General features: G+C 45.7%; 21 protein-coding genes, 2 tRNA genes and 1 other annotated feature. Of the genes, 1 reads left to right on the forward strand and 22 read right to left on the reverse strand.

Annotated features, from left to right (window positions below; translation table 11 throughout):
* Nucleotides 1-10: 10 nt before the first annotated feature.
* The 16 genes from epsC to EFA47_RS09360 all read right to left on the reverse strand — a co-directional run bounded on the left by epsC (nucleotide 11) and on the right by EFA47_RS09360 (nucleotide 17,537).
* Nucleotides 11-685: a serine O-acetyltransferase EpsC gene (gene epsC, locus EFA47_RS09285; protein WP_122643022.1), complete on the reverse strand. Its 675-nt coding sequence runs from the start codon at nucleotides 683-685 to the stop codon at nucleotides 11-13.
* Nucleotides 686-870: 185 nt separating this feature from the next.
* Nucleotides 871-1,094, reverse strand: a binding site (T-box leader).
* 130 nt (nucleotides 1,095-1,224) lie between these two features.
* A complete protein-coding gene (locus EFA47_RS09290) occupies nucleotides 1,225-2,391 on the reverse strand; it encodes a GNAT family N-acetyltransferase (RefSeq protein WP_235853245.1) in 1,167 nt (388 codons plus the stop codon).
* Nucleotides 2,392-2,521: 130 nt separating this feature from the next.
* Nucleotides 2,522-3,085: a 2-C-methyl-D-erythritol 2,4-cyclodiphosphate synthase gene (gene ispF / locus EFA47_RS09295; RefSeq protein ID WP_122643023.1), complete on the reverse strand. Its 564-nt coding sequence runs from the start codon at nucleotides 3,083-3,085 to the stop codon at nucleotides 2,522-2,524.
* Between the two features lie 158 nt (nucleotides 3,086-3,243).
* Nucleotides 3,244-3,591, reverse strand: a complete 348-nt coding sequence (locus EFA47_RS09300) for a hypothetical protein (RefSeq protein WP_122643024.1) — start codon at nucleotides 3,589-3,591, stop codon at nucleotides 3,244-3,246.
* Between the two features lie 302 nt (nucleotides 3,592-3,893).
* On the reverse strand, nucleotides 3,894-4,814 hold the full coding sequence (locus EFA47_RS09305) for a TDT family transporter (RefSeq protein ID WP_122643025.1): 921 nt from the start codon (nucleotides 4,812-4,814) through the stop codon (nucleotides 3,894-3,896).
* A gap of 18 nt (nucleotides 4,815-4,832) precedes the next feature.
* On the reverse strand, nucleotides 4,833-5,357 hold the full coding sequence (locus tag EFA47_RS09310) for a C-GCAxxG-C-C family protein (RefSeq protein ID WP_122643026.1): 525 nt from the start codon (nucleotides 5,355-5,357) through the stop codon (nucleotides 4,833-4,835).
* Between the two features lie 456 nt (nucleotides 5,358-5,813).
* Nucleotides 5,814-6,047: a hypothetical protein gene (locus tag EFA47_RS09315; protein WP_122643027.1), complete on the reverse strand. Its 234-nt coding sequence runs from the start codon at nucleotides 6,045-6,047 to the stop codon at nucleotides 5,814-5,816.
* Between the two features lie 225 nt (nucleotides 6,048-6,272).
* A tRNA-Met gene (locus EFA47_RS09320) sits at nucleotides 6,273-6,346 on the reverse strand.
* 19 nt (nucleotides 6,347-6,365) lie between these two features.
* A tRNA-Val gene (locus EFA47_RS09325) sits at nucleotides 6,366-6,438 on the reverse strand.
* Nucleotides 6,439-6,678: 240 nt separating this feature from the next.
* Complete coding sequence (locus EFA47_RS09330) at nucleotides 6,679-7,287, reverse strand: cytidylate kinase-like family protein (protein ID WP_122644485.1); 609 nt, start codon at nucleotides 7,285-7,287, stop codon at nucleotides 6,679-6,681.
* 72 nt (nucleotides 7,288-7,359) lie between these two features.
* The gene (locus EFA47_RS09335; RefSeq protein WP_122643028.1) at nucleotides 7,360-9,216 is read right to left on the reverse strand and encodes an ABC transporter ATP-binding protein; all 1,857 of its coding nucleotides are present in this window, start codon (nucleotides 9,214-9,216) and stop codon (nucleotides 7,360-7,362) included.
* On the reverse strand, nucleotides 9,209-10,972 hold the full coding sequence (locus EFA47_RS09340) for an ABC transporter ATP-binding protein (RefSeq protein ID WP_122643029.1): 1,764 nt from the start codon (nucleotides 10,970-10,972) through the stop codon (nucleotides 9,209-9,211). The genes EFA47_RS09335 and EFA47_RS09340 overlap by 8 nt, the downstream gene beginning before the upstream one ends.
* A 181-nt stretch (nucleotides 10,973-11,153) precedes the next feature.
* Nucleotides 11,154-12,191, reverse strand: a complete 1,038-nt coding sequence (locus EFA47_RS09345; RefSeq protein ID WP_122643030.1) for a sensor histidine kinase — start codon at nucleotides 12,189-12,191, stop codon at nucleotides 11,154-11,156.
* Nucleotides 12,184-12,864, reverse strand: a complete 681-nt coding sequence (locus tag EFA47_RS09350; protein WP_122643031.1) for a response regulator transcription factor — start codon at nucleotides 12,862-12,864, stop codon at nucleotides 12,184-12,186. Before EFA47_RS09350 ends, EFA47_RS09345 begins: the two co-directional genes overlap by 8 nt.
* 43 nt (nucleotides 12,865-12,907) lie before the next feature.
* Nucleotides 12,908-16,663 (reverse strand): phosphoribosylformylglycinamidine synthase, encoded by a 3,756-nt coding sequence (locus EFA47_RS09355; RefSeq protein ID WP_122643032.1) that lies wholly within the window; start codon nucleotides 16,661-16,663, stop codon nucleotides 12,908-12,910.
* Between the two features lie 175 nt (nucleotides 16,664-16,838).
* On the reverse strand, nucleotides 16,839-17,537 hold the full coding sequence (locus EFA47_RS09360) for a TIGR01906 family membrane protein (protein ID WP_122644486.1): 699 nt from the start codon (nucleotides 17,535-17,537) through the stop codon (nucleotides 16,839-16,841).
* Nucleotides 17,538-17,790: 253 nt separating this feature from the next.
* Between EFA47_RS09360 and EFA47_RS09365 the strand changes: the two genes are divergently transcribed.
* Complete coding sequence (locus EFA47_RS09365) at nucleotides 17,791-18,663, forward strand: LysR family transcriptional regulator (RefSeq protein WP_122643033.1); 873 nt, start codon at nucleotides 17,791-17,793, stop codon at nucleotides 18,661-18,663.
* Nucleotides 18,664-18,707: 44 nt separating this feature from the next.
* Here EFA47_RS09365 and EFA47_RS09370 read toward each other — a convergent pair whose 3' ends face one another.
* From EFA47_RS09370 to EFA47_RS09395, 6 genes are all read right to left on the reverse strand, one after another.
* Nucleotides 18,708-21,086, reverse strand: coding sequence for an ATP-dependent DNA helicase (locus EFA47_RS09370; RefSeq protein WP_122644487.1), 2,379 nt, complete (start codon nucleotides 21,084-21,086; stop codon nucleotides 18,708-18,710).
* Nucleotides 21,087-21,125: 39 nt separating this feature from the next.
* Nucleotides 21,126-22,007, reverse strand: coding sequence for a sensor histidine kinase (locus EFA47_RS09375; protein ID WP_122643034.1), 882 nt, complete (start codon nucleotides 22,005-22,007; stop codon nucleotides 21,126-21,128).
* Entirely contained in the window at nucleotides 22,000-22,722 is a 723-nt protein-coding gene (locus EFA47_RS09380; protein ID WP_122644488.1) for a LytR/AlgR family response regulator transcription factor, read from the reverse strand. The genes EFA47_RS09375 and EFA47_RS09380 overlap by 8 nt, the downstream gene beginning before the upstream one ends.
* 41 nt (nucleotides 22,723-22,763) lie before the next feature.
* The gene (locus EFA47_RS09385) at nucleotides 22,764-23,696 is read right to left on the reverse strand and encodes an SPFH domain-containing protein (RefSeq protein ID WP_122643035.1); all 933 of its coding nucleotides are present in this window, start codon (nucleotides 23,694-23,696) and stop codon (nucleotides 22,764-22,766) included.
* Between the two features lie 2 nt (nucleotides 23,697-23,698).
* Nucleotides 23,699-24,142 carry an NfeD family protein gene (locus EFA47_RS09390; protein ID WP_122643036.1) on the reverse strand — a complete coding sequence of 148 codons (444 nt, stop codon included), beginning with the start codon at nucleotides 24,140-24,142 and terminating at the stop codon, nucleotides 23,699-23,701.
* A 143-nt stretch (nucleotides 24,143-24,285) separates the two neighbouring features.
* Entirely contained in the window at nucleotides 24,286-25,146 is an 861-nt protein-coding gene (locus EFA47_RS09395; protein ID WP_122643037.1) for a TIGR03915 family putative DNA repair protein, read from the reverse strand.
* Between the last annotated feature and the right edge of the window lie 5 nt (nucleotides 25,147-25,151).

Here is a 25,151-nt window from a genome sequence, read left to right on the forward strand (position 1 = left end):
TCTTCTCCTTTTAAATGTCTTCTTTCTGGGCCATACATCTCATATGCTTTTCCATCTCCTTAAGCTGTCTGTAAAGCCGGAGGTTGGCATCCTGCAATTCTTTGATATCACTGAGTACCGGATCTGGCAGATGGATCTGGTCCATGTCAGTCCTGGGCACTTTCTTGTTGCCCATACGCACAATACGCCCCGGTACTCCAACCACCGTACAATTTGGCGGAACCTCCTCAAGCACTACTGAGCCTGCCCCGATCTTAGAGTTCTCTCCTATCGTAAAAGAGCCAAGAATTTTGGCGCCTGCGCTGACCATCACATTATCTTCCAGAGTGGGATGCCGCTTCCCCTGCTCCTTTCCAGTGCCCCCCAGGGTCACGCCCTGATAGAGGGTCACGTTATCCCCGATCACCGTAGTTTCTCCAATAATCACTCCGCTGCCATGGTCAATAAACAGGCCCCGCCCTATCTGTGCCCCTGGATGGATTTCTATCCCGGTTTTCCTGGCAGCCCTCTGTGATATCCACCTTGCAAGGAAAAAATGGTTCTTCTTGTACAGCCGGTGGGCTATTCTGTACCTTAGTATAACTTTAAAGCTGGGGTAAAGCAACACCTCCATATTGGATTTAATTGCCGGATCCCGCTCTCTGATGACCTGGATCTCATTTCTGATATAAGATATCATTCCCATATGTTTTCCCTCCATCCAAAAGTTTCAAATACCAATAAGCTACGGTATAACTATCACCGGTTTTTTATAACTACAAGTTACACTTTCTTAAAACACTCCGCCGCAGTGCGGCCTGGCACGGAATGCTTCTGCATTACATAGGGAATCCAACAGAATTTCTATGGAATAAAAAAACTCCATCTCCTGCAAGAGACGAAGTTATTATCCGCGGTTCCACTCTACTAAAAAAATTTCTTCTTCCACTCATCACATGTAACGTATGCCTGCCCGTACTCCGCTACCAAAACCCTCTCACGGAGTCAACTCCCGGATGCACTTCACAGATTCTTATTCCAGGTCTGCTTTCAGCCGGCGGCAGGCCCTCTCTGATGGTTTCAAATCAGCTACTCTTTCCGTTCATAGTCTTTTATACTGTATAAATATAGATATATATTATTCAAATTTTTGGAATTTGTCAACTAATTTTGAAAACGGAGGGCAAAGGGGACAGTCCCTCTTGCAAGAGGGACTGTCCCCTTTGCCCTCCGTTTTCAGAATATTCAGACTATTTCATTCAGAAAAACCCGGTTCAGCGTTTCGATCTTCCCCAATTCTTCCTCCAACCTGTCAGAAATTACAACATTCTCCTCATTTTTTATCTCTTCCACAGCCTTATATCCAAACAAAAGACTTGCCAACGCCCCGATTGTCAGCACACCTTCTGAATCTTCTGTCTCCCGCACTTGTATCTGCCTGTTATCTTCAAAGCTCTGCAGCCGCCATACTTTACTATTTTTTGTAATAATAGAATCCAGAACTGCAAAGGAACAATCTATGTCTTTCCCTTCTTTTGTCTTAAGAAGGGAAAACATTGTCTCCAAATGCAGGATTCTGGCCATGATGACAGGCACTTTCCTGCTATCATGGCTATCCTTCCCTGCAAATATTTTTACAGTCCCTGCACTCTCTTCTTTTAATTTTCTTATAATCTTCTCAAAGTCCCCTTCGTATTCCTGGAGATACAAAGGCTCTCTAATTTCCACACTTTCTTCTTGCGCGTAAGCAAACATACCTACAATCTGGCCATCTCTTTTCAGCAGCCTTACTCCGCCATTTTCACTCTGCTGCTCCAGTATCATAGTCTGATAATATTTCTCGTCTCTGACAGCACATACCTGATACTTATCTTTAAAATGCCTGTTAAAAAATTCTGCCATACTGCCGGCGTCACGCATAGCGGCCTCTGCCACTTCTATCTGTGGTTCTCCCCGCTCTCCCTGTGATTCTTCCTGATTCTGGGCATATATAAACCTAAAATCATAGGGAGTATAAATAGCCTCCGCCGCCGGCATCAAAAAAGTAAAGGGCTGCTTTTGGGCATACATGTCCGTCATGGCGCGGTTAAGCAGCAGTCCCATATACCCTCTCCTGCGGTACCCCTCCTCCGTGGCCACTGCTATAATATATTCAGCCAGATACTCCTGCTCCCCAGTCCTCAGCAGATAAGGATTTAACTGAAGCATGGAACGTATCGTGCCGTCCTCCTCAATGACATATATCTGGTTATCCCTTGTTTTTATAAAATAGTAATAGTCTAAAAATTCCCGGCTGTCCTCCGAAAATACTTGCTCCCACAGGCTTCTTGTCAATCCATGTTCGTTATTCTCCAGTTTCCGTAGCTGCATATTCCTGTATCCTTTCTTTGCCAGTCCCTCTTCATCATCCATTCCTCCCCAGGAGCACCCTTTCATACATACCCTGCCAGGCAGATGGATGCTGAAGTAACCAGCGCTGTTTACCTGAGATGCCCTGGGCCGACGGCTGCTAAAATATCCGGTGAGATTGCCCCAGGGCAAATTAAGGAGTACCCTTGGGCATACTATGGCAGCAGCTTTTACACTCTCCACACCCTCCCTGGCCGGGTGTAACATCATAGCTGCTGTAATTCATAATTTTCTCCAGGGCACAAATTGCCTGGGATGAGATTCCTTCCCCACTGCCAGTGAAGCCAAGCCCTTCCTCTGTGGTGGCCTTTATATTCACCTGCTCCACAAGAATCCCCAGTGCTTCCGCTATATTCTCCCGCATCTTCTCGATATGGGGCCCCATCTTCGGCTTCTGTGCAATTATAGTTGCATCAATATTTTCAATCAGATATTGTCTGTCGTCTAAAAGCTGGGCCACATGCCTCAACAGCTTTATACTTGATACGCCCCTGTACTGTTCATCTGTATCAGGAAAATGCTTTCCAATATCTCCAAGTCCTGCCGCGCCCAGCAGGGCATCCATAACCGCATGCACAAGCACATCTGCATCTGAATGTCCCAGCAGCCCTTTTTCATATGGTATCTCCACCCCCCCCAGAATCAAACGCCTGCCCTCTGTCAGCTTGTGCACATCATATCCCAGTCCTACACGCATACTGCCCGCCTCCTTATACTGTAAATTTATTCCCGCAAGCAATAAGCCAAGGGGACATGCCTGCATGTCCATTTGGCGGCTGCAGCAAAGTTCTAATGCCCCAGTGCTTGCATCGCTGCTAGTTTGATGTCCCGTATACCTGCATCGGGGCCTTTAACTTAAGCCTTCGGCTCTTCATCCTCCCCGGATGCTTGGGTCTTACCCTCCTCTTTATCGTTTACTTCCACTGTTTCTATATTTTCTTCAGTTTCTGTAATACTATTCTCCTTTGTATCCTCTTCCCCCTCTTGCTCGGTTTCTGGCTCCTCATTTTTAAGCGCTATTACATTTTTCGCCGAAAAAATAACAAACCCAATTCCTACTACAATAAATATTACAGCCATAGCCGCCATAAATGCAAAGTTCTCCGGCCTGTCCGCGATTAATCCCCGTATCATTTGTATCCCCAGATATGCAAGGTATAAACCTGCCACGACCCTGAGTATCAGCCTGGACTTTTCATTCATAATTTGCTTCCTCCGTTTACTTACTTAATTTTTGACAAATACGTACTTTGTAAAGATTATCAATTCTTTATTCCCGCCAGCAACGAGCCAGGGGGACATGTCCCCATAATATCATATTCATTGCTCTTTTGCATCAGGTATATACATTTTCTCTATACTTATTGGACTAATTTGTACAATAAGTATATATTTCCAAGAGTTGGTTCCCTTGAATACCGGATAGCCACACACTAAAAACAGGTGTGGCCTGCAAAAGAACCACACCTGCTTTTCTTTCCCATTTGAGGGCACAAAAACACTCCCTATTTGTCTTGTTTAAATATTGCCCCCATAAATCTGATATATGTATATACCACTAAAACAACCGCAATGACAGTCTCCAGCAAGACCACATATTGAAGAAATGGCATTGGGTGCCCTAAGTTTGCCGCACATGCCATGGTCTGCTTAGATGCAATAGCGCTGATTACGAAGGGGAATGTAAACGCTGCATAGCTTGGGAAAAACGGCATTTTTAAATATGTAACTGCCTTCACCAGGGCAAAAATATAAAGAATGGCTGCAACTGCGAACATCCCCATCAGAAACCCATAAGATTTTGGTGTCACTGACTGGACATAGCCGGCAATGCACAGGCTTGTCGGGGCTGCATATATACAAATCAGTGGCTTTGCTGGATTCGGCACTTCTTTTACCGTAACATACCGGTATGTAACCAGAATGAGAAGAAGGACGAGAGCCGCAAAGCCAAACCAGAAGGCTGCGCTTCCAATTGAAAGCTTATCATAAACTGGTGCGGTGATTGCCGCCACTGCAATCCCAACGTAAACAATAAAATAACTTGCAAATACCTTTGGAACCTGAAGCTTCACAATAAACTTTATAGTAAAGTAAATAATCAATATTACATGCAGCACTATGGAAAGAAGCCAGATATAATATGCCGCCTGCCCAATAAATGGCTTTACATATGTACTAAGAATCATAAGTGCCATGGGGAATGTTGCCGCTACACTTGCCATGATTGGATTTCCCATGTCTTCCTTTATTGCTTTCGGAAACATGGCCAGCTTTAAAAGAACAAGTATAAGAAGAAAAGCCGCAAATACTCCGCACACATAACGTATTCCCTCCGAATAGCTCTGCAGCAGGTTCCCAAGGGCAGCCGTGCCAAGCATTACTCCACAAAGTGGGACTGGTACTTTTTTAATTACATTTTTCATCATCCTTCTCCATTTTCCCTAAATCTCTGCCAGAGCACGGCGCTCAGCAGGCTCGTCAATCTCATCTAAATTTTTGATTCCCAGTTCCCGACAGACAATCTGTGTAACTTTCCATGCACATAATCCTGTATAGAAAATACACTGCTCTTTATGTTCCCCCTGTCCCATATTAAATTCTTTTGTCAAAACCCTGCAGCAGATTGCATTTTTCTGGTTCGCTTTTTTAAACCATTCATGCAGCTCATGTGTCAGCTCCATACATTTTACGCTCTTGGGATCTTTGGGGCCGTTTTGCTCTGTCCGCCCAAAAAACATGCCAAGTCCAAGTATACCTCCGTTAAACGCGCCGCAGACGCATCCTGACTTTCCAGCTCCCACAGCCATTCCCGATGCCATCCCTATAACCTCTTCCGGGACATCCAGTTTAAATTCATCGCGGAGAGCGCTCATCAGCGCCTCACAGCAATAATAACCTCCTTTAAACTTTTTCTCCGCCACCCTCTGCACAGCCCTTGGACTAATTTCTGTTACTCCAATTTTCATGATGATCCTCCTTAGTATTCATAAAATTCTATACGACAATTATACTCTCTGCCTGAGCCAGGCACAAATTATTCTTATCAATATATTTATAGATACATTCTATATACTCCCATCAAACAGGATTCTGCCAAAGCAGGATTCTCCGCCTGGGGCGGGTCCCATGAACAATATAATCCCACTAAGCCCCAGTGCGGCCCAGCACAGAGTGATTTTGTTATTACATAGGATATCCAGCAGAATTTCCTATGTAATTAAAAAGACGGCCATTTCCGGCCGTCCCATAGATTCATCAACATATTAAAAATATATACTCATTGAACTACTAATGTTCAATGAGGTATACGTATTGAACCACTAATGTTCAATGAGGTATACGTATTGAACCACTAATGTTCAATAAGATATTATTTACCATATTGAAATACAGCGCTGTCTGGCGGATATACAAAAAATACATCATGCTGTCTGCCAGTTATCCTCTTCCCCGGGTTGTATCATTCCATATAAATCCTGGATAGATATCTGATTATCCTGCATGAACTTATATAATTCACTGAGCTCTTCCTCTCTTTTTTTGACAATCAGCTCTTCCCGCTGCTTTGTCAGGATATCTAGCTTCTCCTGCAATTTTGCAATCTGTCCGTCTAAAATCTCAATCTGCTCTGTTAGTGGTTTTCTTTGTCTTGCCATATTTTTCTCTCCTATCGTTTCTTTTTACCTCTGTGTCCCAATTAAGGCTCTATTAAATTATATGTACGAATATGGCAAATTATTCCTATAGATTTTCTTTTATGAAACTGCCCCCCCACAGGGGAACCCATCTGTCCCAGATACCACAAAACAGCCAGCTATCTTGCCCCCATCATATAATTCTGTACAAAAGAAAAAGTCCGTAAAAACGGACTCCTCAAATAGTAGCGGAAACTGGATTCGAACCAGCGACACTACGGGTATGAACCGTATGCTCTAGCCAACTGAGCTATTCCGCCATATTTAATTTTAGATGTATGGGGCCTACAGGGCTCGAACCTGTGACCCTCTGCTTGTAAGGCAGATGCTCTCCCAGCTGAGCTAAGACCCCATATACTCTGCGCTTTACAGTTTGTCTCACCCGTAACTCGCTTTGCTATTATACTATTATCTTCCATCAAATGTCAACAGTTTTTTTAATTTTCTTGCACCATTTTTTAAGTTCTTAAAACTAGGTGTGTATCTGGGGCGTTCAGATACACACCTATAAAACCAACATCCATGGATTGCCCCTGCTTCCTGCCAGGAACTTTGCCGCTCCCTATGGATGCGTATCAGTGATGCCCCTGGGTCATATTTCAGACGCCAGACATCTTTTGAGAATAGAGGTACAGCCCCCAATCCCCAGCCTGCTGCTGTCCAGCACAATATCATACTGCCATAAATCATTCCATCTTCTAGCCGTGTTTACATAAAAATAATTTCCGCGCTTTTTATCAAACCTCCTCATGGTCCGCTCAACCGCCTCTGGCAAAACCCCATAATCCCTTTGTATCCGTTCCTTTTTATCATCTGGATGTGCATGGATAAATACGTTTAAAACCCCATTTTGGCCTCTTAATGCTTCTGAGGCGCAGTGTCCCAGAAAAATCCCTTTTCCCCCTTCGGCCAGACGGCGTATGACTTTTTGTTCTTCCAGAAAAATTTTGCCTTCCATGGAAACTACATTTTCCTGGCCCTTTTGTATCTGGCCCATCATATATAAAGAATACAGCAGGCTGTTAGTGGCCTTTTCCCCATATTCCTGGATTTCTCCGACAGAAATATTGTATTTCTTTGATACTTCCTCCAATATCTCACTTCCAAAACAGGGGATCCCTGTTTCCTCGGACAGTTTTTTCCCTATTTTGCTCCCGCCGCTTCCATATTCCCGTTCAATAGCAATATAATTATAATTCATAAGCCTTGTCCCTTCATTCCCGGCAGGGATACAGGCATCTGCCGTGCACCCTGACAATACAATTAATTTTCGTTACACAGCCTTTGCATCCTCAAACTGGCTGTTATACAGACCTGCATAAAATCCATTTTTCTCCATCAAGTCCTCGTGATTTCCACTTTCAATAATATCCCCGTCCTTCATTACAAGAATCAAGTCTGAATTACGGATTATGGAAAGCCGGTGGGCAATGACAAAAGAGGTCCTTCCTGCCATTAATTTGTCCATGGCATTTTGAATCAGAATCTCTGTCCTTGTGTCCACTGAACTGGTTGCTTCATCCAAAATCAACATTGGCGCATTGGCCACCATGGCACGTGCAATGGTGATAAGCTGTCTCTGTCCTGTGGACAGGCTTGCATTATCACTGAGCATCGTGTCATACCCCTTGGGCAGCGTCATAATAAAATGATGCAGTCCAACGGCCTTGCCTGCTTCAACTACCTGCCCGTCACTTACATTTGGCGTAGAATATATGATGTTTTCCTTAATCGTCCCTTCAAACAGCCATGTGTCCTGCAGAACCATACAGAACAGGCTGCGTAAATCCTTACGTGCCATCTGGCTGATTGGAATGCCATCAATGAGAATTTCCCCTTTCTGAGTGTCATAAAAGCGCATCAGCAAGTTGACCATCGTAGTTTTCCCGGCGCCTGTGGGCCCTACAATTGCAATTTTCTGCCCTGCTTTTACTTTTGCAGAGAAATCATGGATGATGGTTTTATCCTTGTTATACCCAAACTGAACATGTTCAAACTCTACATTGCCTTTGGCCGTGACGAGACGGATTTTTTTATTACTTTCATCACTCATTTCCTCTTCCTCTAAAAATTCAAATACACGCTCACATGCCGCCGCAGTAGACTGCAGGCTGGTTGCCGCTGTTGCCAGCTGTGACAAGGGTTGTGTAAACAGCCGGATATAAATCATAAACGCCACAATAACACCAAAGGAAATCTGGTTATTTATTGCCAAAAGAGCGCCTACAATACATACAACCACATACCCAAAGTTCCCTATAAATCCCATGAGCGGCTGCATCAGACCTGACATAAACTGGCTCTTCCATGCACAGCCATATAGTTTTGCATTCATTTCTTTAAATTTTTCTTTTGCTTTTTTCTCACCGTTATAGGCCTTAACCACATTATGGCCTGCATAAGTCTCTTCTATATGGCCGTTTAAAACCCCCAGCTCTGACTGTTGCTGCATAAAATATTTTTGTGAACGTGAAATGATTAACAACATCAATACAAATCCCACCAAGCTTGCCAGAACCCCTGACAGTGCCATAATCCAGTTGGTATAAAACATCATCACCAGGGCGCCTATAAAAGTTGCAAGGGAAGTCACCAGTGTGCCCAGGCTCTGGTTCAACGTCTGCCCAATGGTATCTACATCATTCGTTACTCTTGAAAGAGTGTTGCCAATGGTGGTACCATCAAAATATTTTAAAGGGAGGCAGTTAATTTTTATTGAAAAATCCCTCCTGAGAGATTTCGAGATTTTCTGTGTCACAGTGGCCATAATAAGTCCCTGGCATACATTAAATACAAAACCCAGGCTATAAAGAACAACCAGAGTCCAGGCTATTTTCAGAACCTTGTCAATATCAATCCCGCCTATCAGTCCCTCTGTAATCAAATCTGTAATATCTGACAGTTTTCCAGGGCCAATAATATTCAGCACCGCCCCGGCCACTGCCAGTATCACGGCTATGCACATGAAGGGCAGGTACCTTTTTGAGTAGAGGCCTAACTTCCCAATTGCTTTCCCAAAGTTTTCTGCCTTTTCACCAGTACCCGGCCTTCCACCCGGACCTCCCGGACCTGCAGGGCCTGGCATCTTGCTTGCTTTATGTGTGCCAAATTCATATTCTTTTTCAGGCATTTTTCATCTCCTCCTTTGACAATTGTGACTGTGCAATTTCTAAGTAGACTGGACAGTTTTTTAGAAGTTCTCTATGGGTACCCTGGCCCACAATCTCCCCGTTGTCTAGCACAACAATCTTATCTGCATCCATAATTGTCCCTATCCTCTGCGCTACAATAATAGAAGTCGTCCCTCCTATTTCCTGCTTTAAGATTTTCCGCAAAACCCTGTCTGTTTTATAATCCAGGGCGGAGAAGGAGTCATCGAACACAAATATTTCCGGCCTGCGGCAAATAGCTCTTGCGATGGCAAGGCGCTGCTTCTGTCCCCCTGAAATATTCGTCCCTCCCTGGGAAATTGGCGCGTCATAAGTCCCTTTCATCTTTAACACAAACTCCTCAGCCTGGGCGATGGCAACAGATTTCTCAATGGCCTCCCGGTCAGCAGGAGCCTTTCCATTTTCCCCATAAGTCACGTTGGAGGAAACAGTCCCTGAGAACATGACAGATTTCTGTGGGACATACCCTAGTTTGTTATGAAGTGCTTCCTGCGTATAATCCTTTACATTCACTCCGTCTATCAATACTTCTCCTTCTGTGGCATCATAAAATCTGGGGATAAGATTGACCAATGTACTCTTTCCACTTCCTGTAGACCCAATAAACGCCACGGTCTCACCTCTATGTGCAGTAAAGTTAATATCATGCAGAACATAATCATGGGCGTCAGGATAGCGGAAACTTACATGTTTAAATTCAATCTCACCCTGCTCAAACAACTCAGAGTCTCTCACATTCCCATCTACAATGCTCTCCTTTGTCTCCAGCACTTCATTAATACGTTTTGCCGATACAGAAGCCCGGGGCAGAATAATAAAGGTAATGGTAAGCAGCATAAATGCCATAATGACCTGTGTGGCATAGGAAGTAAATACAACCATGTTGGAAAACAGATCCAATTTATCTGCCATCTGCGCTGCATTAATTAAATAGGCGCCGATCCAGTAAATAGAAAGGCTGAGGCCTGACATGATCAGAGTCATCCCCGGCTGCATGGCCGACATCATCCTGTTGGCAAACATATTCGTTGAAGTCAGTTCTTCATTTGCTTTTTCGAAACGTTCTTCCTGGAATTTTTCCGCATTATAAGCGCGGATTACACGGATTCCAGTAAGGTTTTCCCTTGCCACCCGGTTCAGGTTGTCAGTAAGTGCCTGGATTTTCTTAAACTTCGGCATTACAAATCCTATAATCAATCCAATCAGGAGCACCAGGACGGCAACAGCAACCCCAGTGGCCCCTGTCCATTCCAACCCTTTCCCCGCTATTTTCACAACAGCCCATACCGCCATAATAGGTGCCTTGATCAATGCCTGAAGTCCAATAGCTACAAACATTTGAATCTGTGTAATATCATTGGTGGAACGGTTAATCAGGCTGGACGTAGAAAAACCATTGATTTCTTCCATAGAGAAAGACATCGTTTTATTATAGACCATCTCCCTTAGACGCATGGCAAGCCCGGCTGCTATCTTTGCCACAAAATAACCCACTATAAAGGCAGAGACAAGGCTTCCCAGGGCACATAAAAGCATAGAGCCGCCGGCCGAAAGGATTTCACTCATTTCGCTTCCCTCTGTCTGAACCAAGGCAGTAATTTCTGACATATAATCAGGCATTTTTAATTCCAGCCACACTTGTGCTACAATAAACACAAGACTGAGACAGACAAATTCCCAATCTCTCTTTTTCAAATACTTACATATTCTTATCATATTGACCTCCTTGTTCATTATGGATCCATGGTACATCTCTTTTCTCAATTCAACCTCACCCCAACCTCAACTCAACCTCAACTTTTTCTTTCTTTAAAAACAAAAAACAGGCAGAAAAGTTATATTCTAAACTTTTCTGCCTGCTGCTGACCCCAAATATTTTTATCTATATCCATAATATTTATTCGGCCGGGACGGCTGGGAGGAAAATAGTGAAGGTAGTCCCTCTTCCGACTTTGCTGGACACTTCTATGGTTCCACGGTGGAGGTCAATAATCCGTTTTGCCAATGTCAGGCCCAGTCCATTGCCAATGCTTGCCCTGGATGTATCTGCCTGATAAAACTTCTCATAAACCCGTTTCAGAGTATCCTCATCCATACCTATGCCATTATCTGTGATGGAAACTTGTACCGCCCCAGGGCCCTCTTTTAGAATTACCCGTATTCTCCCCTGGTTTCGCACAAATTTTATAGCATTTCCCAAAATATTCTGCCAAGCTTGTGCGAGAAGTTCTTTGTTTCCAGTATAATCTATAGCGCAAAGATCAATATCTAAATCCAGCTCCTTCTCTGTCCAGGCGTGCTCAAACATCAAAACCACTTCCCTGAGCTGCTCGTCCAGGGAGTAACATTCCTTTTTCACTTCTGTCTCCTGATGTTCCAGGCGTGACAGTAAAAGGATGTTTCCTGTTAAATTAGACAGCCGCCGGGTATTGAACAAGATTCTGTCTGCATATAAGACACGTTTATCCTCGGGCAGGCCTTCATTTAGCAGAAGGGACGCATACCCTTCAATAGCAGAAAGAGGCGTTTTCAATTCATGAGATACGTTTTCCACAAAATCTTTCCGTAGAATTTCTGTATTTGCAAGCTCCCTGGCCATCACATTAAAATTATGGGTCATGGACCTCAATTCTGCCGCAGGAATATCTTCATTTATTTGGATCTGAAAATTTCCTCTCACTACTTCTTTGGTGGCCTCATCCAGGGACTGGATTACTTTCAGCGGCTGCCTCCCGATCCTATTGGCCAGAAATGTGCCTGACAAGATACATACAGCGCCAAAGGCAATCAGTCCTAGTTCCCGGCGGGGACTCTGGATGACGCCCAAATTTAACAGCAGGATCGTCAATAATACAGTGAGCAGTACCGCCACACTCAGGGTAATGAATACTATAAAGGAAAAAATAACTGTAATTTTAAATGAATGCCTACTCATGCTTCTTTGCCACCGCCTTATATCCTAATCCGCGAACAGTCACAATCTCAAAATCTGGATTACTTTTAAACTTTTCACGGAGGCGGCTGATATGCACATCTAACGTGTGGGAATCCGCATCAGATTCCGGCCCCCATATTTCATCCATAATCTGCCGCCTTGTAAAAATGCGGCCAAGTGCAGAGACCAGTTTAAACAGCAGGAAAAACTCCTTCTGTGGAAGCTCTGTGACAGATTCTTTCGTGTGTACCGTCAGTGTGTCACAGTTAAGCTCAGATGTACCCACCTGCACTTTCTTTTGGCTGACAATCTGGGAACGCCTAAGCAGCGCCTCCACTCTCCAGACCATCTCATTTACATCTATAGGCTTTACCATATAGTCGTCTGTACCAGCAAGAAAACCTTCTCTCTTATCTGATGCGTCCTCCTTCGCCGTAATAAGAAGAATTGGCATGGTATAGCCGTTCCTGCGGATTACCCTTGTCATTTCAAATCCATCCATCAGGGGCATCATCACATCTGAAATAACCAAATCCACAAAAGTATTCTCCATTATATCAAAAGCATCCATGCCATCCGTGGCCGGTATGGCCGTATATCCATTGTCTGACAATACCGTGCAGAACAGCTCCCGCAGCTCTTTGTCATCCTCCACTACTAAAATTTGAAACATTCGGCTTTTCCTCTATAATCATAAATAGCTAACGCAGTATCCCCTATTGGAAGTACTTTACGCCTGACTCAAAAATCTTTAAATCCTGCTCCCCATATATATTGACTGCCACAGAAGCATCCCGCCTCTCAGAGTGGGCCATTTTTCCAAGGACACGCCCATCTGGACTTGTAATCCCCTCAACCCCGCGGTAAGAACCGTTTACATTCCACTCCTCGCTCATGCTGGCCACGCCGCTAGGGTCACAGTACTGTGTTGCCACCTGTCCATTCCCGAATAGCCTATCCAGACACTCTGAATCTGCCACAAAACGCCCCTCCCCGTGTGAAGCTGGATTCGTATACACTTTGCCAAGCTCTGCACAGCGAAGCCAGGGAGATTTATTTGAAACCACCTTTGTATAAACCATCTTTGAAATATGACGGCCAATGGTATTATATGTCAGTGTGGGGGAATCTTCCTTCTGGCCTGTTATCTTTCCATAGGGCACAAGGCCCAGCTTAATCAGGGCCTGGAAACCATTACAGATTCCAAGGGCAAGGCCATCCCTCTCATTGAGCAGTTTTTCTACAGCCTCTTTAATCTTTGCATTCTGGAATGCTGTGGCAAAAAATTTTGCAGATCCGTCTGGCTCATCGCCTGCGCTGAAGCCTCCTGGGAACATAATTATCTGCGCCCCGGATATAGCTCTTTCAAACTCTCTCACAGAGTCACGGATGTCCTCTGGACCCATATTTTTAAATACCTTTGTGACTACCCGGGCGCCTGCGCGCTCAAAGGCCCTCTTACTGTCATACTCACAGTTTGTCCCGGGGAATACAGGAATAAAGACTGTGGGCAGGCCGATTTTGTGGCTGCATACATAGATATCCTGGGTATCATAAACTTTTTCCTCAAGGATTTCCTCACTGTCTGCGGAGGACTTTGTGGGGAATACCTTTTCCAGAGTTTTAACCCAGGCTGTCCTGGCCTCGTCAATTTTGACGACTGTATTTCCATAAGAGAATTTCCCGTCATCTGTCACCTCACCGATTAGTGTATACGTAATGCCCAGTTCAGCCACCTTGTCCGATGGCACCTCTGCCACAATGTCCCCAAATGCAGGAGCAAAAAGCTCTCTCTTGTCCATACTATGCTCTATTTTCAGGCCCAGTGCATTGCCAAAAGCCATCTTGCTGACTGCCGGGATTACCCCATGCCGATCCAACGCATAGGCAGAGACAATCCTGCCCTTACGTATATCCTCCGTAAACTTCCCATACTGCTCCATCAGCTGGCTGTACACAGGAAGGTCATATTCATCTCTGCTGGCCCTGAGCCAGATTAATTTATTTCCCGCCTGCTTCAGCTCTGGTGTAATTACATCTTTGTCTGTTGCCATGTCCACCGCAAAGGAAACCAGAGTGGGAGGCACATCAATATCCTGGAAGGTACCTGACATACTATCCTTACCGCCGATGGAAGGCAACCCAAATCCCAGCTGCGCCTGATATGCACCCAGCAGAGCCGCAAAGGGCTGGCTCCACCTCTTTGGATCCTCTGTCATCCTGCGGAAATATTCCTGGAAGGTAAAACGTATGTTCCTGTAATCACCCCCTGACGCCACAATTTTTGCCACAGATTCTACTACCGCATACACAGCGCCGTGATAAGGACTCCAGCTTGAGAGATAGGGGTCAAACCCAAAACTCATCATAGACACACTGTCTGTCCTGCCGGTTAAGACAGGAACTTTGGCAACCATAGCCTGTGTCTCTGTCATCTGGTATTTGCCGCCGTGGGGCATGAATACTGAACCTGCGCCGATAGAGCCGTCAAACATTTCCACAAGGCCCTTCTGGGAGCATACATTCAGATCGCCCAGTATGGACAGCCATTTCTCTCTTATGTCTCCAATCTCCCGGACGGCAAAAAGGCTTCCCTCCCTGTCCGGTATCTCTACTTCTACAGAAGTCTCCTGATGGGCCCCGTTGGTATCTAAAAAGGCCCGGGAAATATTCACAATTTCCTTTCCCCGCCACACAAGCACCAGCCTGGGAGACTCTGTCACAACTGCCACCTCCACGGCCTCTAAGTTTTCCTCTTTCGCATATGCCATAAAGCCGGCAACATCTTTGGGATCCACTACAACTGCCATCCTCTCCTGTGACTCAGAAATAGCGATCTCTGTCCCGTCAAGGCCGGCATACTTTTTAGGCACCTTATCTAAATCCACCCGCAGGCCGGCAGCCAGCTCGCCAATGGCAACCGATACGCCGCCTGCCCCAAAGTCGTTGCACTTTTTAATCAGCCTGCTTACTTCCTCCCGCCTGAATAGGCGCTGGATCTTACGTTCTGTAGGAGGATTCCCTTTCTGCACCTCTGCACCGCAAGTCTCTATGGATTCCTCAGTGTGTACTTTAGATGAGCCTGTGGCGCCGCCGCATCCATCCCGGCCTGTGCGTCCTCCCAGAAGGATAATGATGTCCCCGGGGTCAGAAGTTTCACGGATCACGGCCCGCCTGGGAGCTGCACCTAAGACGGCGCCTATCTCCATGCGTTTCGCCACATAATCAGGATGGTATATCTCCTTCACGGCCCCTGTAGCCAACCCAATCTGATTGCCATAGGAACTATAGCCGGCTGCCGCACCGCGAACCAGCTTTTTCTGGGGCAGCTTTCCTTTCATCGTCTCCCTCACAGGGACAGTGGGATCTGCCGCACCTGTCACCCGCATTGCCTGATAGACGTAAGTACGCCCGGAGAGAGGATCCCGGATTGCCCCGCCCAGGCAAGTAGCCGCGCCGCCAAAGGGTTCAATCTCAGTAGGATGGTTATGGGTCTCATTCTTAAAATTAATCAGCCACTCCTCTGTCACTTCATCCACCTGAATAGGGACCACAATACTGCAGGCATTGATCTCCTCTGATTCTTCCTGATCCTGGAGTTTCCCTTCCTTTTTCAGTTTCCGCATAGCCATAAGTGCCAGATCCATCAGGCAGATAAACTTATCCTTTCTGCCTGCAAAAATTTCACTGTGGTCTTTCAGATACTGCCTGTACGTATTTTCGATTGGGACTTTATAATCTCCCTCGCCAAATGTAACATCTTTTAATTCAGTGGAGAATGTGGTGTGGCGGCAGTGATCTGACCAATATGTGTCAAGGACACGGATCTCCGTCATTGTGGGATCCCTGTGTTCTTCTCCTCTATAATAATTCTGGATATGAAGAAAATCTCTGAAAGTCATGGCAAGGCCCAGGGAATCATACAGCTCCTCTAACTCCCTTTCAGACATCTCCCTGAATTTCTCGAATATAGGGATATCCGCAGGCTCTTCAAACTCTGTCACCAACGTATCTGGCTTTTCCATGCCAGTCTCCCTGGAATCTACAGGATTGATACAGTGGCTTTTGACAGCCTCCTGCTCGGCCTCTGTCAGTCCCCCCTCTATCACATAGGTAACAGCCGTTTTTATGACAGGCTTTTCATCCTCCTTTATAAACTGCACACACTGTTCAGCAGAATCTGCCCTCTGGTCAAATTGGCCTGGGAGGTATTCTACGGAGAATATATAGTCCCCCTCCCCTGACGGGAAATTCTCTCTGTAGAGTATATCCACCGGCGGCTCTGCAAACACACCAGCGCAGGCCTTCTCAAAAGTAGCTTCTGAAATACCCTCCACATCGTAACGGATCAGCATCCTCACATTTGAAATGCCTGAAATACCAAGGTAATGCTGAATCTCATGGCAAAGTTCCCTCGCCTGGACAGCAAATTCTGGCTTCTTCTCCACATAAACACGCTTTACACTACTCATAATTGGTCTCCTTTACATTTTATTCCCGCAGGACAGCATACCAAACAGATATTCCCCCAAGGACACTTTATGGTATGCCTGCACGTATCACTTGGATGCTTCTGCGTATATGTTCTCACTTTCTTATATCATCCTACCATATTCCCAATCATTAGTATAATTAATATACCTTAAGTTACTCATTAGTTTTTTTAATATTTGTTTTCCTTCTCCAAACCACACTTACAGCCAGCAACACAGCCAGCCCCACTCCAAAGATGGCTCCGATCCTGGCCACCATATCAGCAAACAGCCCTTCAGGCAGCATCCGGATCATATAATCCTGCGCAGGGTCAAAAATCCACAGATCATTGGTAAAGAAAATCTCATGGAATTTTGTAAAGGCAGCTGTAAAGTCTCTGGAAAAAGCAAATGCCAGCAGCACGCCCGCCACTGCTGTCAGGGCCACCGCCGCCTGGAAGGCCCTGGGTATTACATATTTCCAATCCATTCTGCAGCCTGCCAGGGCCAAAAGGCAGATAAGCAGAACCACAAAGGCCCCCACCCTGAGCTTCAGGCCCCCCAGGAAAAGCGCCTGCACATCTGCCATATGCAGCCTGTCCTGCTCATTAAAAAAATCTTGTTCTTTTCCCTCCACAGTCGTGATTACCTCTAAAGCCTCCCGGTCCCCTTTCAGATAGGCCATCATCTCGTGGGTGACGTACATCACATCCTCCATATTCATATCCAGTTCCGAGAGCACCCCATACTTTTCATATTCTTTTTGATAAAACCCGAAGTCGGCATACATAGCTGCCTGAAAACTTGTAATCAGAAGGATCACAACCACCGAAAGGGATAAAAGTATCCCGAATACCCACTGCAATTTTTTCATATTTGTCCCCTCTCTTCCAAACACAAAACCACCCGTGTTTAAAAGAGGCAAATCAACATAAAAAATGATCTGCTTACTTTTCCTTTCTTTCCTTAATCCAAATCCCCGTTTCCATATATTCCCGTGCGGTCCGTAAAAAAGTCGGATGGCCTTTAGAACGCAAGATGGGAATAGTTTTATTCTACCATAAACCTGATTGTAATTCATCTTTAATTGCTTTATAATACAAACATCACTTTTTAAGGGGACAATCATGGATATAAACTATGAATTATATAAAGTATTTTATCATGTAGCCGCAACCTTGAGTTTTTCGGAAGCATCCAAACGGCTTTTTATTTCACAGTCAGCAGTCAGCCAGTCTATCAAAACACTGGAACGGAAACTGGACCAGGTTCTTTTTATACGGAGCACCAAAAGAGTCCAGCTTACGCCAGAGGGCGAAATTTTGCTGCGCCACATCGAGCCTGCCATGGATCTCATAAAACGAGGTGAAAGCCAGCTCCTGGATGCCTCCTCAACAGGAGGCCAGATCCGCATCGGGGCCAGCGATACTATCTGCCGTTATTTCCTGGTCCCTTATCTCGGGAGGTTCCATAAGGCCTTTCCAAATGCACATATAAAGGTAATTAACCAGACCTCTATCAAATGTGTAGAGCTGCTGGAAACCGGGCAGGTAGATTTAATCGTGGTCAATTATCCGAATAACTATCTGAGCAATGTTTCTTCTATAAAGAAAATTAAAACCTTCCGGGACGTCTTTATCGCCAACCATACTTTCCAGGCACTTAAGAATAAAAAGCTGACATATAAGCAGCTCTCCCAATATCCCATCCTCATGCTGGACCGCCACAGTACGACAAGCGAGTTCCTGCACCGCCTCTTTCAGCAGCACCAGCTTGATCTTGTCCCCGAGATAGAGCTTACAAGCAATGACCTGCTCATTGATATGGCCCGGATAGGGCTTGGGATTGCATTTATTCCTGACTACTGCCTCCTTGACAGTCCCAAAGACTTATTCATTGTCGAAACACAGGAGGAACTTCCTGCCCGGGATCTAGTAATTGCCTGTAATGAGCATATTCCCCTTTCCAGGACTGCTGCAGAATTTTTAAATTATTTTTAATCTTCTTACTAAAATCTGGGGCCAGTATATTTCCAGGATGGATATCATATAGGAAGCTCTCCTGCGCTGGATTCATCCCAGAATTCTTCCAGTTGGCCCCTCAGTGTCTCCAGCTGGCAGACCTTGTATCCACTCCATTCCCTGGGAAAAATCTCCTGGTACTGCCTGCCCATAAAACGTTCATCCAGGAGTACAATAATCCCTCTGTCATACTCTGTCCTGATGACCCGCCCCGCAGACTGCAGCACTTTGTTCATCCCCGGATAGAGATAGGCATAGTCAAATCCCTTCATCCCTCTGCTGTCAAAGTACTGTTTCACTATCTCCCGGTCATTACAGACTTGTGGAAGTCCGGTGCCCGCAATCACGGCTCCGATCAGCCGGTCCTTTGCCAAGTCAATGCCCTCTGAAAAAACGCCTCCCATGACACAGAACCCTACCAGGCTGTTTTGGCGCTCCTCCTCAAAATTCTCCAGAAATATCTCCCTGGCTTCCTCATTCATATACTGGGACTGGACTATACATTCTATGTCCCCTACATCCCCGGCAGCCTTCTGAAAATATTCATATACATCCTCCATAAGACGGTAGGAGGGAAAGAAAACCATATAGTTCCCTTTCCTGGCTTCCACAACTAAAAGAATATATCTGGAAAACTTTTCATACATGGTGCGCCCCCGCCTGGTATACTTAGTACTGACATCATTTCCCAACAAAAGCAGCCGGTTTTGGGCCGGAAATGAAGATTTCGCATATACGGCATAATCATCGTCCTGTGCACTGAGCAGATTTTTATAATAGTGGATAGGCAGCAGCGTGGCAGAAAAAAATATGGTGCTGTTCCCCTGATCTAAGTAAGACTTTAAGTTCACCGACGGATTCACGCAGAGAAGCCGCACTTTAAACCTCCCATCTCCCTCCAGCTCTGTATAAACCATATAATTTTCGTCCAGAATATCGTGGATATTCAAAAAATCCCGCACCCCAAAATAAAACCCAAGCACTGCCTCCCTCTTCTCCTCATCCTGCACTTCCTCCAAATATTCTTCGGTTTTTGACATAACATTAATTAATTTTAAGGCCACATGGGACACACTGTCTAAAACCTGGTAATTCTCACATTCCCTTTTCAGGGAGAGGAGCTGCTTATTGCATTCTTCAAGGCATTTCGCCAGGCCGGGGGAATCGGATCTGACAAGCCGCTTTATCTCCAGCACATCTTCTTTATATAGAGAGGCACTGTACATCTGCCTTCCCCGCTCTACCAGATTATGGGCCTCGTCAATCAGGAACAAGTACTCTCCCCTGCCTCCTTCAGAGAAAAATCTTCTCAAATGTGCATTTGGGTCAAATACATAATTATAATCACAGATAACGGCATCCGACCAGAGGGCCACGTCCAGCGCCATCTCGTAAGGGCAGACCTGGTATTTCCTGGCCTGCTTTACTAATGCCTCCCGGCCCATGTCATCCGTGTGGGTGATCATGTCAAAGACAGCTTCATTGACCCTGTCATAATGCCCTTTCGCAAAGGGGCAGCTATCCGGGTTACATAGCGTCTCTTCTAAAAAGCAGATCTTTTCCTTAGCCGTCAGGGTAATGACTTTGAAACAGAGTTTCTGCTTCTTCAGAATCTGGAATGCCTGCTCTGCCACTGTCCTCGTAATTGTCCTGGCAGTCAGATAAAAGAGTCCCTCCCCTAAACCTTCCCCCACGGCCCTCACCGCGGGAAAAAGGGTTGCCATGGTTTTGCCCGCACCAGTTGGAGCCTGGATAAAAAGTTTCTTCTTTCTGAGGATTGTCTTATAAACAGAGGCAACCAGCTCCCTCTGCCCCTCTCTATATTCAAAAGGGAACTGTACTTCTCTGATAGATGCATCCCTCTTCTTCCGCCACTGGATCTGAAAACGGGCCCATTTTTCATAACTATTTATGAGGGATACAAACCACTCTTTTAACTCTCCATAGGACAACTTAAAGAGGAATCTTTTCAACTCCTCAGTCTCCATCTGGCAGTATGTCATCTGGACATTGATTTCTTTCAGGCCATTTTGTTCTGCATAGATATAAGCATAACATTTGGCCTGTGCAAGATGAACCGCATTAGGTTCCTCCATATGCTCCAGTCCCCGAAGGGTCCCTTTAATTTCATCAATTGTGGTGCCTTCTTCATCTTCTATGACGCCATCTGCCCTTCCCTCCACCTGGATAATAAATTCACTGCATGGCATCTGAATCTTCATAAAAACTTCAGCACAATAAGCAGAACCCATCCGCCTCTGGATCCTGCGGTGAATTCTGCTCCCCTGGTGCATGGCATCCATATCCATGGCACCCGCCCTTCTGTTGTCTATATCCCCACTTTGGAGGATAAATTCTACCAGATTCCTGACAGATATCCGTATTACTTCTTTTTCTTCCATATGTGTCATTATACCCTGGCAGCCGGAAAAACGCCACTCTTAAATTAACACTGTGAACTGGATATAATTCTCCCCTTCAATCTCCTCCTGGCCTACGGTAATTTCCCCACCGGCCTTCTCAGCAAGGGATTTTGCCCTGTACAGTCCCAGTCCCCTCCCCTGGAAGCCATGATCCTTGGTAGAATAGCCTTTTTCAAAGAAGCGCCCAATCTCCTCAAAAGAAACTCTGCTATGCCTGTTCAGTATCTGAAAATACAGATGGTCCTGCCTAGAATCCAGAATCATGCGTACTTTACCCCGGCCCGCCAAAGTCTGGGACATATCCCCGCTGCTGTCCAGACAAGCCTCATATGCATTGTCCACCAGCACTCCCACAATCTCTATCAGGCTGTGCTCGGAAACTCTGGATATAATCTCCCTATTTAAAACCTGGATCTGTGTGTCTGCCTGCTCCCCCATGCCCACGATCTTACTGTACAAAAAGCCGGCCAGTACTTTGTCGCTGATCCTCAGCAGCGGCAGATACTGATTCATGCCTTCGTGCCGGACTTCCCTGATATATGCAGACTGCTGTCTGACCAGCCCTTCATAAGAATCTACAGTCAGATGCATGTTCAATATAGCATTGAGATGGTTATCGAACTCATGCTGTTTTGCACGTATTTCTTTAACCAACTCCTCAAGAGGATGGATATAGAGCCGGTACATTTTCAGCTCGTTCTCCTGCTCCTTTATAATATCGCTGTTCACCTTCCAGTCAATTGTGCCCCATATGATGACTGCCAGAAACAACAGAAACACAATCATCATCTTCACATCCAGAGTCCCGCTGACTTTCAGGTCAATGGCTAGATATACAGCTATCACAAGAGACAGGAAACAAAAGATCCTGTACAATGCCCTCCTGACCGATTTATCCATTCAAAAGCCTCCTGACCTCCCCTTTATAAGTAACGCCAATATCAATCTTCTCCTCATACCCCTCTGCCTGTATCATCTGGTTTACCATGTCATAATATATTACATAATTTTTATTGATTACATACATTCTATGGCATTGAAAAAATTCCTGCTTTGGCAGCCTGTCCAGCAGCTGCCGTATAGACAAATAAGGCACATTCATCTGCTCCTGGCGCATGCAGATGCATACGCCCCGGGGAATAGCCCGTATAAATACAATGTCCTCACAGAATATTTTATAGTTAATACCATCTTTTTTCACAACAATGTACGGTTTCTCCTCCGCCCTGGCATGGGCAAGCACCTTTCTTGTGACTGCCTCCACTTCCCCGGCCTCATAAGGCTTCAGTATATATTGGTAACAATGAACTTTCCTATAGGCATCCATTTCCAGTGAGGCAACAGAAGTCAGCATCACAATAGGAGTAAATTCATACTCATCAATACGGCGCACCTCCTCAGCAAATACCAGTCCTGATGCATCCTCTGCCTGACATATATTCAGGTTTACATCCAGTAAAAACAAGTCGAAAGTAGTCGTGCCATTTAAAAGCAGCCTGGCTTCTGCCAGGCTTTCCGCTTCTTTCACCGCCACATGGCCGGATATGGCACAGAGCATACTTACCAGCGCTTCTCTGCTGGCCCTGTCATCTTCCAATACTAATATTTCTGCCATAATCTGCTCCATCTGCCTGCCAATGCTTGGCATTTTCTTTCTTATTCGTGGGTTTCATGACGGGCAACTTCTGCAATCGTCTTGGTCAGTCCGGCAATTGACTGAAGCTCGGACGGGATGATGATCTTCGTGGCCTTGCCGTCAGCCGCCTTTGCAAATGCCTCAAGGCTCTTGATTGTGAGCACTGCCTCATCCGCGCCGGCCTCCTTGATAAACTCAATACCCTCGGCGGTTGCCCTCTGTACAGACCGTATGGCCTCCGCCTGTCCTTCAGCTTCCTTAATCCGTCTCTGTTTCTCGGCCTCTGCCTTTAAAATGGCTGCCTGTTTGGATGCCTCGGCTTCCAGGATTACAGACTCTTTCTCGCCTTCTGCAACAAGGATGGTAGACTTTTTCTCACCCTCTGCCCTCAAAATTGCCTCTCTTCGTTCCCGCTCTGCTTTCATCTGTTTCTCCATAGCATCCTGAATGGCTTTTGGAGGCATAATATTTTTCAGCTCCACACGGTTCACCTTGATTCCCCAGGGATCTGTTGCAATATCAAGGGAAGTCCTCATCTTAGAGTTGATGGTCTCCCTGGATGTAAGGGTCTCATCTAATTCCAGGTCACCAATAATATTACGCAGCGTCGTAGCCGTCAGATTCTCAATAGCAGAAAGGGGGCGTTCCACGCCATATGCATACTGCTTTGGGTCTGTTATCTGGAAAAATACAACTGTGTCAATCTGCATGGTTACATTGTCCTTAGTGATCACTGCCTGTGGCTCAAAATCTACAACCTGCTCCTTCAATGACACCTTTTTGGCAACCTTGTCAATCAGCGGAATCTTAAAGTGCAGTCCCACACCCCAGGTGTCCTTATACCCACCAAGCCTCTCCAGTATATATGCATGTGCCTGTGGCACGATCCTGATATTTGAAACTAGGATCAAAAGTATAATTATCAAAAGCGTAAACCCTATCCAAAGTCCCATTTTTATTCCTCCTCATACTTCTTTACTATCAGCTTTACACCGGATATACTGACTACCTTTGCCAGCGCTCCCGGCTCCAATGTCTCCTCATCACTTTCGGCCCTTGCCGTCCATTCCAGTCCGTTGACAACCGCCGTCCCTGTCTGGGCCAGATTATCCACTGTCTCTGTAACCCTGACGACCTTACCGATCACCCCCTCATAATTCGTCTTCTCATGGTGGGAGTTTATGTATTTTACCGCAAAAGGCCGGGTAAAAAACAACAGTAAGAATGAGACTATAAAAAATGCTCCTATCTGCCATACAAGGTTCAGCCCTGCAATGTTCAAAAGCAATGCCGCCAGTGCACCGCCAGCCAGCCAGACCGATGTCAGCCCGACTGTAATAATTTCAACGACCAGAAAAACAATCAGCAGTCCAAGCCATACAAAAGCTTCTCTCTCCATTTTTCTCCCTTCTCTCGATTTTAATTTCACCAGGTGCACCTTGCAGAAACAATGTCTGCCAATGCAGGGGGCCCGGGTGGCTTTTAAGCCAACAAAGGGGCGTCCTTTGCCTCCGTCTGCCGCCTCCCCCCCTCTGATGATATTTATATGTTAATCTGGTTTTGCTTATTATACAATACTTTTTGCGTGAATGCAGCGTTTTCCTGCTTCAGTGAAATCCCGGGCCCTATAGACTGCCGGCAAGCCGTAAATTCTGTCATATCCTCCCTGAAACGAATGGGGAGATGGGACCTTTGGAGGGCAGGGTTCTCTCTCTCCTGAATGGAAATGGCACTTAAGAACCCTTTCCACATACGTTCAAACTCACATTCCTTCTCAGATACTTTTTCTGCTGCGTTTACATCTAATTCCCCGCCAGTGATCAATATCCATCCTTTTTTGGCCTGGTGGACAAGGAACATCCTGTGTGTTTTATCATATATCATCCAATTCTCCAAAGGCAGCCTGTCAGCGAAATGGTCTGCTATACATGTCAGTACCTGTCCCTTGGGAGTAATCTCTGACAGCAGGACTCTATTCTCAAGCTCTCTGAACCTGATGAATTCAGTAAATAGATGGGCCTCATTTATCACACTGCGGCTAAGCTCAAATACTTTCGCCACATGGGGGTTGCTTAAATGCTCCATAATCCTGCGGCTGTTATGGATCTTCCTTGATGCAAGCATGGCCTGGTATACTGCATCCGCCTTCATGGCATCATCAGCCAGGAGCGCGTGATAAATATCTTTGTATACGCCGCTGCCAAGATTCTTCTTAATCAGGCGTTCCACTGCAGAGGATTTCCGCCCCTCTTCCCGCACCTCATGGTATTCGCAGAATAGTTGGGGCGCTGCCATGCCGCTCAGTGCAATCCCAGCATCGCCGTCCCTGTTTTCCTTCCATGCATCATAAATCGCTGAAAAAATCCCTGTCACTGTATCACTGCAGATATAGATCTGTCTCATAGTGT

Origin of the sequence: Luxibacter massiliensis (assembly GCF_900604355.1) — a bacterium.
Lineage (GTDB): Bacteria > Bacillota > Clostridia > Lachnospirales > Lachnospiraceae > Luxibacter > Luxibacter massiliensis.

Bases quoted from the DNA above. Each gene is read 5' to 3' on its own strand.
- EFA47_RS09330 (WP_122644485.1), bottom strand. From the start codon at position 7,287: ATGAATTATAATTATATTGCTATTGAACGGGAATATGGAAGCGGCGGG.
- EFA47_RS09355 (WP_122643032.1), bottom strand. From the start codon at position 16,663: ATGAGTAGTGTAAAGCGTGTTTATGTGGAGAAGAAGCCAGAATTTGCT.
- EFA47_RS09345 (WP_122643030.1), bottom strand. From the start codon at position 12,191: ATGAGTAGGCATTCATTTAAAATTACAGTTATTTTTTCCTTTATAGTA.
- epsC (WP_122643022.1), bottom strand. From the start codon at position 685: ATGGGAATGATATCTTATATCAGAAATGAGATCCAGGTCATCAGAGAG.
- EFA47_RS09290 (WP_235853245.1), bottom strand. From the start codon at position 2,391: ATGGATGATGAAGAGGGACTGGCAAAGAAAGGATACAGGAATATGCAG.
- ispF (WP_122643023.1), bottom strand. From the start codon at position 3,085: ATGCGTGTAGGACTGGGATATGATGTGCACAAGCTGACAGAGGGCAGG.
- EFA47_RS09315 (WP_122643027.1), bottom strand. From the start codon at position 6,047: ATGGCAAGACAAAGAAAACCACTAACAGAGCAGATTGAGATTTTAGAC.
- EFA47_RS09365 (WP_122643033.1), top strand. From the start codon at position 17,791: ATGGATATAAACTATGAATTATATAAAGTATTTTATCATGTAGCCGCA.
- EFA47_RS09300 (WP_122643024.1), bottom strand. From the start codon at position 3,591: ATGAATGAAAAGTCCAGGCTGATACTCAGGGTCGTGGCAGGTTTATAC.
- EFA47_RS09335 (WP_122643028.1), bottom strand. From the start codon at position 9,216: ATGCCTGAAAAAGAATATGAATTTGGCACACATAAAGCAAGCAAGATG.
- EFA47_RS09375 (WP_122643034.1), bottom strand. From the start codon at position 22,007: ATGGATAAATCGGTCAGGAGGGCATTGTACAGGATCTTTTGTTTCCTG.
- EFA47_RS09390 (WP_122643036.1), bottom strand. From the start codon at position 24,142: ATGGAGAGAGAAGCTTTTGTATGGCTTGGACTGCTGATTGTTTTTCTG.
- EFA47_RS09370 (WP_122644487.1), bottom strand. From the start codon at position 21,086: ATGGAAGAAAAAGAAGTAATACGGATATCTGTCAGGAATCTGGTAGAA.
- EFA47_RS09385 (WP_122643035.1), bottom strand. From the start codon at position 23,696: ATGGGACTTTGGATAGGGTTTACGCTTTTGATAATTATACTTTTGATC.
- EFA47_RS09380 (WP_122644488.1), bottom strand. From the start codon at position 22,722: ATGGCAGAAATATTAGTATTGGAAGATGACAGGGCCAGCAGAGAAGCG.
- EFA47_RS09310 (WP_122643026.1), bottom strand. From the start codon at position 5,357: ATGAAAATTGGAGTAACAGAAATTAGTCCAAGGGCTGTGCAGAGGGTG.
- EFA47_RS09305 (WP_122643025.1), bottom strand. From the start codon at position 4,814: ATGAAAAATGTAATTAAAAAAGTACCAGTCCCACTTTGTGGAGTAATG.
- EFA47_RS09350 (WP_122643031.1), bottom strand. From the start codon at position 12,864: ATGTTTCAAATTTTAGTAGTGGAGGATGACAAAGAGCTGCGGGAGCTG.
- EFA47_RS09395 (WP_122643037.1), bottom strand. From the start codon at position 25,146: ATGAGACAGATCTATATCTGCAGTGATACAGTGACAGGGATTTTTTCA.
- EFA47_RS09360 (WP_122644486.1), bottom strand. From the start codon at position 17,537: ATGAAAAAATTGCAGTGGGTATTCGGGATACTTTTATCCCTTTCGGTG.
- EFA47_RS09340 (WP_122643029.1), bottom strand. From the start codon at position 10,972: ATGATAAGAATATGTAAGTATTTGAAAAAGAGAGATTGGGAATTTGTC.